Here is an 11,496-nt window from a genome sequence, read left to right as displayed (position 1 = left end):
CCGCCTGACCGGTCCGACCTCGCGCGGGCACCCGGTGTCCCACCGGGTGCCCGCGACGGCCGGGGCCCGTGTGCCCCCGTCGCGTCGGATCACCCACCGGGTTACTCTGTGTCTCGTTTGTGAGGGAGCGCACTCGCTGCGTGAGTTTCACTGTGGTAACCCTTGGGAAAATCGCTGTCCGCGTGCTGGTAACGTGCTTCGTGGTCCCGGTGGCCAAGGACATGCACACCGTGACCACAGCCGATGAGCACAACCGGTCTCGCGACCGGACACGGCTGACTTCCCGCCAGGACCCTCGGGGGGCGGGGTCCTGTGTACGAACCGTCCGCCTGCCCACAGGTCTCGGCGGACAACCAGGGATGCGGCCGTGCTGGACATCGACACGGCCCCTCCCGACCCTGCATGACGTGGTGCGCCTTAGAGGTCGCCGTAGAGGAGGGGATGTCGATGACCGACGCCCATGAGTTCATACCGGCCGCCAAGCCTGTGATCGCCGAGGAGGAGATCGAGGCTGCCGTGCGCGTGCTGCGCAGCGGCATGGTCGTCCAGGGGCCCGAGGTGGCGGCCTTCGAGGAGGAGTTCTCGGAGCTGGTCGACGGACGCCACTGCGTCGCTGTCAACTCCGGCACCTCCGCGCTGCACCTGTCGCTCCTCGCCCTCGGCCTCGGCCCGGGCGACGAGGTCATCGTGCCGTCGTTCTCCTTCGCCGCCTCCGCCAACGCGGTGCGGCTGGTCGGCGCCGACGTCGTCTTCGCCGACATCGACCCGGAGACGTTCTGCCTGGACCCGGCCGCGGTCGAGGCGGCCCTGTCGCCGCGCACGGCCGCGATCATGCCGGTGCACCTGTACGGGCACCCGGCGGCCATGGACAAGATCATGGCGATCGCCGCGCAGCACGGTCTCGCCGTCGTCGAGGACGCCTGCCAGGCCCACGCCGCCGCGCTGCACGGCACCCCGGTCGGCGCCTTCGGCGCCGCGGGCACGTTCAGCTTCTACCCGACGAAGAACATGCACAGCCTCGAGGGCGGCATGATCTCCACCGGGGACGCGGAGACCGCCCGTACCCTGCGCCTGCTGCGCAACCAGGGCATGGAGAAGCGCTACGCCAACGAGATCGTCGGCGCCAACGTGCGCATGACCGACGTGTCCGCCGCCATCGGCCGCGTCCAGCGCCGCAAGCTGGACGGCTGGACCGAGCAGCGCATCGCCAACGCCGCGTACCTCACCGAGCACATCACCGCCGCGAACGTGGTCACGCCGAAGGTCGCCGAGGGCGCCCGGCACATCTACCACCAGTACACGGTCCGCATCCAGGGCGACCGCGACGCCGCCATGGCCAAGCTGACCGAGGCCGGCATCGGCAACGCCGTCTACTACCCGACCCCCATCCACCGGCTGAAGCCGTACTGGGAGCCGGACCAGAAGGCGGGCCGTGACTGGGACCTGCCCGAGACGGACCGCGCGGCCGCCGAGGTCGTGTCGCTCCCCGTCCACCCGGCCCTGTCCACGCAGGAGCTGGAGCGCATCGTCACCGCCGTCAATGCTCTGGGGGAGCAACTGTGAGTACCGGGAAGTCGCTGCGAGCAGGACTCGTCGGCCTCGGTTCCATGGGGCGTCACCACGCCCGCGTCCTGGCGGGTCTGGAGGGCGTCGAGCTCGTCGGCGTCGTCGACCCGATGGGCGACAAGTTCGGCGCCGCCCAGGGGGCGCCGATCCTGAACACCGTCGAGGAGCTCATCGCCCTCGGCGTCGACTACGCCGTCGTGGCCTGCCCGACCGCCCTGCACGAGCCCGTCGGTCTGGCGCTCGCCGAGGCCGGTGTCTGCGCGCTGGTCGAGAAGCCGGTCGCCGACACCGTCGAGGGCGCCCGTCGTCTCGTCGACGCGTTCGAGTCGCGCGGGCTGGTGGCCGGCGTCGGTCACATCGAGCGGTGCAACCCGGCGCTGCGCTCGCTGCGCGCCCGCCTGGAGGCCGGCGAGCTCGGTGACGTCTACCAGGTCGTCACCCGCCGGCAGGGCCCCTTCCCGCACCGCATCGCGGACGTCGGCGTCGTCAAGGACCTCGCCACCCACGACATCGACCTCACCGGCTGGGTGACCGGACGCCAGTACGTGTCCATCGCCGCGCACACCGTCTCCAAGAGCGGCCGTGAGCACGAGGACATGGTCTCCGCGGTCGGCCGCCTCGACGACGGCACCATGGTCAACCACCTGGTGAACTGGCTGAGCCCGCTCAAGGAGCGGTTCACGTCGGTGACCGGCGACCGGGGCTGCTTCATCGCCGACACGCTCACCGCCGACCTGACGTTCCACTCGAACGCCGCCGTGACCACCGAGTGGGAGGCCCTGCGGGCGTTCCGCGGGGTGTCCGAGGGCGACATGATCCGGTACGCCATCCCGAAGCGCGAGCCGCTCCAGGTCGAGCACGAGCTGTTCCGGGACGCGGTCCTCGGCAAGCCGGCCGACATCTGCACCCTGCGCCAGGGCATGCGCACCGTCGAGGTGGCGGCCGCGGTCCTGGAGTCGGCGACCACCGACCGCAGCGTGTCCCTTCAGCCGGAGGACCTGGCCGCACATGGCAGCTGAGCATCACACATCGGGGGAACGGTGCGTGCTCGGCAGGACTCCTATGTTCTGTGAGACTTTCCCCGCAGGACCCAGCCGGCCGTCGGCTGTCGGAGACCAGGAGCCGGAGCATGTCTGCTGCGCCTGACGTCAGCGTCATCGTTGCCGTCTACAACACGATGCCCTACCTGACGGAGTGCCTGAACTCGCTCGTCGGGCAGAGCATCGGCAGGGAGCGGCTGGAGATCGTCGCCGTGGACGACGGCTCCACGGACGACAGCGGCATCGAACTGGACCGGTTCGCGGCCCTGTACCCGGACACCGTCAAGGTGCTCCACCAGCCGAACTCCGGTGGCCCGGCGGCGCCCAGCAACCGGGCGCTGGAGGTGGCCACCGGCCGTTACGTGTACTTCATCGGCTCCGACGACTACCTCGGCGAGGAAGCGCTGGAGCGGATGGTCGACTGCGGCGACAAGCACGGCTCGGACGTGGTCGTCGGCAAGATGGTCGGCACCAACGGCCGGTACGTGCACCAGGCGCTGTACAAGAAGAGCGACCCGGACGTCAGCCTGTACGACTCCGCGCTGCCCTTCACCCTGGCCAACACCAAGCTGTTCCGGCGCGAGCTGGTCGAGAAGTACAAGCTGCGCTTCCCCGAGCACCTGCCCGTGGGCAGCGACCAGCCGTTCACCATCGAGGCGTGCGTGCGCGCGAAGAAGATCTCGGTGGTGGCCGACTACACCTGCTACTACGCCGTCAAGCGCGGCGACGCCAGCAACATCACCTACCGCGCCGACCACCTGGCCCGGCTGCGGGCGGCCGGCGAGATCATGGACTTCACGGCCGGCCTGGTCGAGGCGGGTCCCGAGCGGGACGCGCTGCTGCGCCGGCACTTCACCTGGGAGCTCGCCAAGCTCGTCCAGGACGACTTCCCCGCTCTGGACCGCGAGCTCCAGCGGCAGATCTGCGCGGGCATCGGGCGGCTCGCCGACGTCTACTTCACCGACGGCATCCGTGACGCGATGGACGTGAAGCGGCGGGTCCGCATAGCCCTGGCGCGAGCCGGTGCGATCGACGAGCTGGCCGAGGCGATCAGCGCGGAGAAGGAGCACGGGGCGCCCCCGTTCGTCCTGGAGGACGGACGGGCCTTCGCCCGTTACCCCGGGTTCCGCGATCCGCGCATCGGGCTGGCGGACCGGGTCTACGAGCTGGTCGGGGAGTCCGTGCCCGGCCGTCTCGCCCAGGGCACCCTGCTGCTGGCCTCCGCCTGGGAGCAGCGGGACGAGGCGCTCACGTACACGCTGTCCGTGCGGGTGCCGGTGCTCGGCGAGGTCGGCGGCAGCTCCGTCCGGCTCGCCACGAAGGCCATGCCGAAGTCGGCGGACAAGCCCGGAGCACGCCGTATGAAGGCGGACCAGGCGCTGCCGCCGGCGGCCGGCGAGGTGACGGCCGAGCCGTCCGAGGACGGTGCCGCGACCGTCCTGCACGTACGCGTCCCGCTGGAGTACGTCACCGCCAAGCGCGGGGTGCGGGTATACCTGGACGTGGCCGGTTCGACGTACGAGATCCCCGTACGGGGCAAGGACCTGCCCATGCCGCTGGCCCGCCGGTGGGGCCGGGAGGGGGACCCCTACCGGGCGTCGGCCGTGGTGAACGACAAGGGGCGTGTCGTGATCGACACGGCCCGGATGTACCCGCCGAAGGGAGCACTGCTCCTGCGGGCGCTGAAGGCTCCCGCCCGGAAGCTGAAGTCCCTGGCCGTGCGCGCGCGGGCGGCCGGCGTCAGAAAGTTGAAGTCCGCCGGTCTCAAGAAACCGACCGGTTCCAAAAGGAAGTAGCGACCCTCCATGAACATCTGTGTAGTAGCACTCGGCAAGATCGGCCTGCCGCTCGCCGTGCAGTTCGCCTCCAAGGGCCACCGGGTCATCGGCGCGGACGTCAACGAGAAGGTCGTCGAGCTGGTCAACGCCGGCGTCGAGCCGTTCCCCGGCGAGCACGACCTCGACGTCAAGCTGAAGCAGGCCGTCGACGCCGGTCTGCTGAGCGCGACCACGGACACCGCGTCCGCCGTCGCCGAGTCCGAGGCCGTCGTCGTGGTCGTCCCGCTGTTCGTGGACGCCGAGGGCACCCCGGACTTCGGCTGGATGGACTCCGCGACCAAGGCGATCGCGCAGGGCCTCAAGCCCGGCACGCTGGTCTCGTACGAGACGACCCTGCCGGTCGGCACCACCCGCACCCGCTGGGCGCCGATGCTGGCCGAGGGCTCGGGCCTGACCGCCGGCGAGGACTTCCACCTGGTGTTCTCCCCGGAGCGCGTGCTCACCGGCCGGGTCTTCGCCGACCTGCGCCGCTACCCCAAGCTGGTCGGCGGCATCGACGAGGCCTCGACGGCCCGCGGTGTGGAGTTCTACGAGCAGGTCCTCGACTTCGACGAGCGTGCCGACCTGCCGCAGGCCAACGGCGTGTGGGACCTGGGCACCGCCGAGGCCTCCGAGCTGGCCAAGCTCGCCGAGACGACCTACCGGGACGTCAACATCGGTCTGGCCAACCAGTTCGCGCGCTTCGCCGACCAGAACGACATCGACGTCAAGAAGGTCATCGAGGCCTGCAACTCGCAGCCCTACAGCCACATCCACCAGCCGGGCATCGCCGTCGGCGGTCACTGCATCCCGATCTACCCGCGGATGTACCTGTGGAACGACCCGGCGGCGACCGTCGTGCGCTCCGCCCGTGAGGCGAACGCCGCGATGCCCGAGTACGCCGTCGACCTGCTGGCCGCCGCCTACGGCGACCTGACCGGCGTGGGCGTGCTCGTCCTGGGCGCCGCCTACCGCGGTGGCGTGAAGGAGACCGCCTTCTCCGGCGTCTTCCCGACCGTCGAGGCCCTCAAGGCGCGGGGCGCGGTGCCGTACGTCTCGGACCCGATGTACACCGACGAGGAGCTCGCCGCCCACGGCCTCACCCCGCACGCGGGCGAGAAGGTCACCGCGGCGATCCTCCAGGCGGACCACGCCGAGTACCGCACGCTGACCCCGGCCGACCTGCCGGACGTCACCGTCCTGGTCGACGGTCGCCGCACGACGGACCCGGAGGCCTGGAAGGGCGTCCGCCGCGTCGTCATCGGCGGCTGACACCCGTACGCGAACACCCTCGTGGCCCCGCCCCGCACCTGGGGGCGGGGTCCTCGTGCAGGAAGGTTTTCCCATGTCCTGGCTGATCACGGGCGGCGCCGGTTTCATCGGCTCGCATGTCGTGAAGGCGATGACGGACGCCGGTGAGCGGGTCGTCGTCCTCGACGACCTGAGCACGGGCCGCGCCGAGCGGCTCCCGGACGGTGTGGTGCTGGAGGTCGGCACGGTCCTCGACGGCGACGCCGTCGGGCGGGTGCTGCGCGAGCACGGCGTCACCGGCATCGTGCACATCGCGGGCAAGAAGCAGGTGGCCGAGTCGGTCGACCGGCCGCTGTACTACTACCGCGAGAACGTCGAGGGCATGCGGGTCCTGCTCGACGCGGCCGTCGCCGCGGGCATCGGCCGGTTCCTGTTCTCCTCGTCGGCCGCGGTCTACGGCATGCCCGACGTCGACCTCGTCACCGAGAAGACGCCGTGCGCGCCGATCAACCCCTACGGCGAGACCAAGCTCGCGGGCGAGTGGCTGGTCGGGGCGGTGGGCGCCCGGCACGGCATGGCGACCGCCTCGCTGCGCTACTTCAACGTGGCGGGCGCGGCCACCCCGGAGCTGGGCGACGACGGCGTCTTCAACCTCGTCCCGATGGTCTTCGAACGCCTGGAGGCGGGCGAGGCACCGCGTATCTTCGGTGACGACTACGCGACGCCCGACGGAACCTGCGTACGCGACTACATCCACGTCGAGGACATAGCCGCCGCGCATGTCGCGGCCGCCCGGCGGCTCGCCGCCGACCCCGGCGCCCGGCTGGTCCTCAACATCGGCCGGGGCGAGGGCGTCTCGGTCGCCGAGATGATCGGCGTGATCCAGGACGTCACCGGACGGGCGGACGTCGAGCCCCTGGTGTCCGGCCGCCGCGCGGGAGACCCGGCCCGGGTCGTGGCCTCCGCCGACCTCATCCGCGAGGAACTCGGCTGGAGCGCTCGGCGCGGAGTGCGGGAGATGGTCGAGTCGGCGTGGGCGGGATGGCGGCTGCGGCACCCCTGACCGGCCCCGGGAGCGGGACGGTGAGCGGGTCGGTGAGCGCATGAGTGAGGGCCCCCGGGATTGTCCCGGGGGCCCTCACTCATGCGGCGCGGTGCCGGCCTCTCAGCCGGTCCGGTCCTCGCCGAGGAACAGCTTCTCGAAGTGCTTCTGCACCACGGGCCAGTCCCACACCGTCAGCGCGTGCTCGGCCGCGAGCTCGCCCGCCCCGCGCCAGGACTCCTCGGTGGCCGTGATCTTCAGGATCCGCTCGGCCGCCTCGGCGGGGGACGCCACCACCCAGCCCTCGGGGTAGAGGGTGCGGGCGCTGTTGGGCTTGCCCGCGTAGAACGGCCAGTCGCGGACGACGGGGACGGCACCGCTGGCGGCGCCCTCCATCAGGCCGACGTGGCAGCCCTCGCGCACCGAGGAGCTGAGGATCGTACCGATCTCGACGAGCTTCGACGGGACGTCGTCCGTCGCGCCGAGCCGGACCACCGCACCGGACTCCTCCAGCGGCTCCAGCAGCTCCTCGAACTCGTTCAGGTAGTCCTTGGTGGCCTGGCTGGTCTTCGGGTCCATGTCGCCGCCGACCAGGAGCAGCCGGTAGCGCTCGTCGTGCTTGCGGACCCGCTCCAGGACGTCCAGGGCCCACTTGGGGTCCTTCGCGACCTGGCTGATGCCGACCAGACCGAGGTTGAAGCGGGCCTCGGCCGGCTTCGGGCGGTTGAAGCCCGACAGGTCCATGGCGTTGTCGATGAGGTGGAAGCCCGGCGCCTGCTCGCCGCGCAGCGTCGGCACCAGCGAGGCGGTGAGGTCCTTCACGTGCGGGGCGACGAACACCATGTCGTCGATCCGGGAGAAGTCCGTCATGTGCGGCCAGCGGGTGAACGCCTCGTAGCTGTGCAGGCGCACGACGATCCGGGTGTCGCCCGGGTCGATCGTGGTGAGCATCCCGGCCGGACCGGCCGCCCACTCCAGGAACAGCGTGTCGGCCCAGTCGAGGTGCGGGCGCATCAGACGCTCCACCTCTTCCTGGTAGTCGCTGCTGTCGCCCGCCAGGCGGTCCTTGAGCATCCGCGGCGCCGCCCAGGAGATCCGCTTGAGGTGCTTGTTGGCGGCCAGGTCCAGGTAGCGCAGCTCGACGCCGGGGTGGCCGGCGAAGTGCTCCTTGATCAGGTGCAGGAAGTTGTCGTTGGCGCTCGTCGCCACCAGCAGCCGCAGCGGGCGGTCGGTGGGGGCGGGCGCGGCGGGCACCTTGCGGCCGCGGGGGCGGCTCAGTGCCTGGAACGCCTTGGAACTGTGCAGCGGGGCGATGAACCCCTCGGCGTCCTTCGCCAGCGGCGACGACAGCTGGTCGATGTGCAGCACCCGGTGGAAGTGCAGGAACAGGGCCCGGTTCAGCGCCTCGGCGGCGTCGTCGGTCCTGCCCCTGGCGAAGAGCGCGTCGGCGTTGGCGAGCTGCGCCGCGACCGCCTTGCCCAGGTAGCGGGGGCTGATGCCCTTCTTCAGCTCCTGCATGACGCCCTCGTTGTAGAGGTCCGCCCGCAGTTGCAGGTCCGGGATCTTCGAGGCGGCGTCCGCGAGGGTGAGCGCGGCGCCGCTGGTGCGGCCCGCCCACTGCATGCCCTCGGCGACGTACCGCGAGGTCGCGGCCCGCACTCTTATGGGCACACCGGGCGCGGTCACGGCCGAACGCCACAGCCGGGCGCCGACACCGGAACGCATCAGGGGCCGGGGGGTCGCCGTACGCACCAGCTGCGCGGGCAGCCGGTCCACCGAGCGCTTCACATCACGCGCGACGGCGCTCAGCGGCGGCAGGACGGTGGAGCGGCGGGCGGTGGTGCCGCCCTGCGCCTTCAGCTCCTCCACGGCCTTCAGCGCGGGCGCGAGCCCGAACTTGGCCGCGGCGGTGCGGTTGTACTCGGCGAGCCGCCACACCGTGTAGACGGCGGCCACGTCCAGGGCGACCAGGACGTCGGCCTTGCGGCCCTGCGAGCGCAGCCACGAGTCGCTGCGGACCTGCGTCCAGTTGCGCAGGCCGCGAGGGGCCTTGCCGAGCCGGCGGCGCACGGCCTGGCTGCGGTGCTTGAGGGTGCGCGGCAGCTGGTGCGCGTCGGCCAGCTCGACCTTGGCGAGCTCCTCCGGGACGCCTTCGGCCTCCAGGTGGAACATGCCCGCCAGACGCACCCGGGCGCCCTGGGCGTTGAACTTGCGCACCGTGTCGGCGAGCACACCGAAATTCGGGCGTACGGACGCCACGAGCAGGACTTCGGTCACTTGGCGAGCTCCTCGACAAGGTTCTTGACGGCGACGGACATCAGCGCCTCACGAGTGAACTGGTCGGCGTGGGCCATCGCCTCGGCGTGCTCCTCGTCCGTGGTCTCGACCGCCATGTGGGCGGCCTTGATGAAGGACTCGGTCAGGCCCGCCTCGTCGAGACCGGGGGCGCCGGTCCACAGCGGGTGGCCCCTCAGCACGTTCGAGGCGTCGTGCTCGACGGCGTGCGCCGACACGATCGGCAGGCCGGTCGCCATGTACTCGTACACCTTGCCGGAGGTGACGAACCGTCCGCCGATGAGGATCAGCACCATGGCGTCCCAGCGGGCGTAGATCGAGGAGACCTCGGCCTTGGCGGCGGGACCGCCGAAGACGACGCCGTCGGCCTCGGCCTCCTTGAACACCTCGGCGTGCCGGTTGGCCCCGCGGCTGGCGCCGTTGCCGAGGTGACCGCGCAGCTCGAAGCGCGCGTTCGCCAGCAGCGGTTCCTTCTCGCGGGCCGCGCGCCAGGCGTTGAGCACCGTCTCCAGGTGCGGGACGGTGAAGTTGACCGTGCCCAGGTAGCCGAAGACCAGTCCGGAAGCGGGGTCGGGGCTGTGCGACCGGCCCGGCGAGCTGTCCGCGTCGTAGCCGTTGCGCACGACGTGCACCCGGTCGGCGAGCTCGGGGTACCGGTTGCGGTAGTGCTCGGCGATCGGGTCGTTGACGACCCACAGCGAGACGGCGTCGTCCAGGATCTTCCGCTCCCAGACGCCCTCCGCGGAGTCGCGGGCGAAGGCCTCGACACCGTCGATGACGTCGATGGACCAGCCGTCGCGGAAGTCCACCGCGTACGGCACCTTCGCCTCTTCCCACAGCTTCCAGGCCGCGGCGAGGTTCACGTAGGGCACGCAGCTGGCGAGGAGCAGGTCCGCCGGGTGTTCCCGGTGGATCCGCAGCACCGCCTCTTCGAGGTCGCCGCGCCACTCACCGAAGTTGGGCTCGGGGAACGTCTCGGTCTGGCGCTTGCGCAGCTTGGCGACCCAGCCGTTGGGGTCGAGGGCACGCGCCTCGTCGAAGAGGCGGATGTCCGTCTCGAGGTCGTCGCGCGAAAGCGGCAGCTCGACGATCTTCACCCGGGGGTCGACCTGGTCCAGCAGGGAGAGGTCGATGCCCGAGTCGAGTTCCCAGGACTCCCGGGCGATGTTGACGACCGTGACGTCCCAGCCGACCCTCACGAACTGGTTGGCGGTCTCGCGCATCCGGTACGTGGAGCTCTTGGCGGCCGGCGGGAAGCCGATGGCGAGATAGATGACGTGCGGTCGCTTGCCTTCCGCAGGCGGCCCGGACGGGGGAGACGATGACATAGCGGTTGACGCTAGCACGCTGACATGCGCGGACTGTGGGTCCTGTGTGGCCGCCCGTGAGCGGGCGGCCACGGCACCCGGTTCCGCTTCCTCATGTCAGACGGGCCGGCTGCCCCCCTTCCATTCCTCCATGAGACGGACGACGTTGTGCGCGGCGCGGCCGTCGCCGTACGGGATGCCGGGATCGTCGGTCGGCACGGCACGGGTGACGGTCTCGGCCCACTTCTGGGGCGACAGCGTGTGCGGGTCGGGAACGAGGACGTTCCAGCCCGTCTGGACGGTTTCCACCCACTCGGTCTCCGGGCGGACGGTGGTGCAGATGCGCTCCAGCAGGAACGCCTCCTTCTGGAGACCGCCGGAGTCCGTCACCACGCCGGTCGAGGCCAGCACGGCGGCGACCAGGCCGGCGTACGGCAGCGGGCGGCCGACGTGCAGGTTGCCCTTGGACAGGTCGATGCCGTGCTCGTGGGCGCGGGCGACGAGGCGCGGGTGGGCGGCGAGCGCCACCGGCACCGGCAGCGCGGCGAGCGAGTCGACGATCGCGGCGAGCCGCTCGGGGTCGTCGGTGTTGTCCGGGCGGTGCAGGGTGGCGAACAGGAAGGGCTTCGCCGGGTCGATGCCCTCGGGCAGCTCCGGCGCCGGGAACTCGCCGGCGCGGACCTGGTCGCGGATGCGCAGGCAGATGTCGACCATGACGTCGCCGGCCAGCCGGGCCCGCTCGGCGAGGCCCTCGTTCGCGAGGTGGCGCATGGCCTCCTCGGTGGGCGCGAGGAGCAGGTCGGCGCTGTGGTCGGTGAGGACGCGGTTGTGCTCCTCCGGCATCCGCCGGTTGAAGGAGCGCAGGCCCGCCTCCAGGTGCGCCACGGGCAGGTGCATCTTCACGGCCGACAGCGCGCCGGCGATCGTGGAGTTGGTGTCCCCGTAGACGAGCACCCAGTCGGGCCGCTCGCGCTCGAGGACCGGGTCCAGGGCGGAGAGGACGGCGCCGGTCTGCACGCCGTGGCTGCCGGAGCCGACACCGAGGTGGACGTCGGGGTCCGGGATGCCGAGCCCGGAGAAGAAGACGTCCGAGAGGTCGGCGTCGTAGTGCTGCCCGGTGTGCACGATGACGTGCTCGTGCTCGGTGCCGGCGAAGGCGGCCGCGATGGCGGCGAGCT

The 11,496-nt window shown here is 71.3% G+C and carries 8 protein-coding genes; 5 read left to right on the top strand and 3 right to left on the bottom strand.

The annotated features are described in order from the left end of the window. Positions 1–447 precede the first annotated feature (447 nt). The 5 genes from Saso_RS12700 (at position 448) to galE (ending at position 6,737) form a co-directional block, all read left to right on the top strand. The gene (locus tag Saso_RS12700; RefSeq protein ID WP_189917712.1) at positions 448–1,563 is read left to right on the top strand and encodes a DegT/DnrJ/EryC1/StrS family aminotransferase; all 1,116 of its coding nucleotides are present in this window, start codon (positions 448–450) and stop codon (positions 1,561–1,563) included. Beyond that, positions 1,560–2,585, top strand: coding sequence for a Gfo/Idh/MocA family protein (locus Saso_RS12695; RefSeq protein WP_189917710.1), 1,026 nt, complete (start codon positions 1,560–1,562; stop codon positions 2,583–2,585). Before Saso_RS12700 ends, Saso_RS12695 begins: the two co-directional genes overlap by 4 nt. A gap of 110 nt (positions 2,586–2,695) precedes the next feature. Continuing rightward, positions 2,696–4,402, top strand: a complete 1,707-nt coding sequence (locus tag Saso_RS12690) for a glycosyltransferase family 2 protein (RefSeq protein ID WP_189917708.1) — start codon at positions 2,696–2,698, stop codon at positions 4,400–4,402. Between the two features lie 9 nt (positions 4,403–4,411). Further along, positions 4,412–5,695, top strand: a complete 1,284-nt coding sequence (locus tag Saso_RS12685) for a nucleotide sugar dehydrogenase (RefSeq protein WP_189917707.1) — start codon at positions 4,412–4,414, stop codon at positions 5,693–5,695. A 73-nt stretch (positions 5,696–5,768) separates the two neighbouring features. After that, entirely contained in the window at positions 5,769–6,737 is a 969-nt protein-coding gene (gene galE / locus Saso_RS12680) for a UDP-glucose 4-epimerase GalE (protein ID WP_189917706.1), read from the top strand. 102 nt (positions 6,738–6,839) lie between these two features. Here the strand turns inward: galE and Saso_RS12675 are convergent, their stop codons facing one another. From Saso_RS12675 to wecB, 3 genes are all read right to left on the bottom strand, one after another. Then, a complete protein-coding gene (locus tag Saso_RS12675; protein ID WP_189917705.1) occupies positions 6,840–8,993 on the bottom strand; it encodes a glycosyltransferase family protein in 2,154 nt (717 codons plus the stop codon). After that, a complete protein-coding gene (locus Saso_RS12670; RefSeq protein ID WP_189918528.1) occupies positions 8,990–10,234 on the bottom strand; it encodes a glycosyltransferase in 1,245 nt (414 codons plus the stop codon). The genes Saso_RS12675 and Saso_RS12670 overlap by 4 nt, the downstream gene beginning before the upstream one ends. 201 nt (positions 10,235–10,435) lie before the next feature. Continuing rightward, a partial coding sequence (wecB, locus tag Saso_RS12665; protein ID WP_203833527.1) for a non-hydrolyzing UDP-N-acetylglucosamine 2-epimerase occupies positions 10,436–11,496 on the bottom strand: 1,061 nt, incomplete at its 5' end.

The organism is Streptomyces asoensis (assembly GCF_016860545.1).
Classification (GTDB): Bacteria; Actinomycetota; Actinomycetes; order Streptomycetales; family Streptomycetaceae; genus Streptomyces; species Streptomyces asoensis.
This window is presented reverse-complemented; position numbering and strand designations above follow the sequence as displayed.

Bases quoted from the DNA above. Each gene is read 5' to 3' on its own strand.
- Saso_RS12700 (WP_189917712.1), top strand. From the start codon at position 448: ATGACCGACGCCCATGAGTTCATACCGGCCGCCAAGCCTGTGATCGCC.
- Saso_RS12690 (WP_189917708.1), top strand. From the start codon at position 2,696: ATGTCTGCTGCGCCTGACGTCAGCGTCATCGTTGCCGTCTACAACACG.
- Saso_RS12685 (WP_189917707.1), top strand. From the start codon at position 4,412: ATGAACATCTGTGTAGTAGCACTCGGCAAGATCGGCCTGCCGCTCGCC.
- galE (WP_189917706.1), top strand. From the start codon at position 5,769: ATGTCCTGGCTGATCACGGGCGGCGCCGGTTTCATCGGCTCGCATGTC.
- Saso_RS12670 (WP_189918528.1), bottom strand. From the start codon at position 10,234: ATGCGCGAGACCGCCAACCAGTTCGTGAGGGTCGGCTGGGACGTCACG.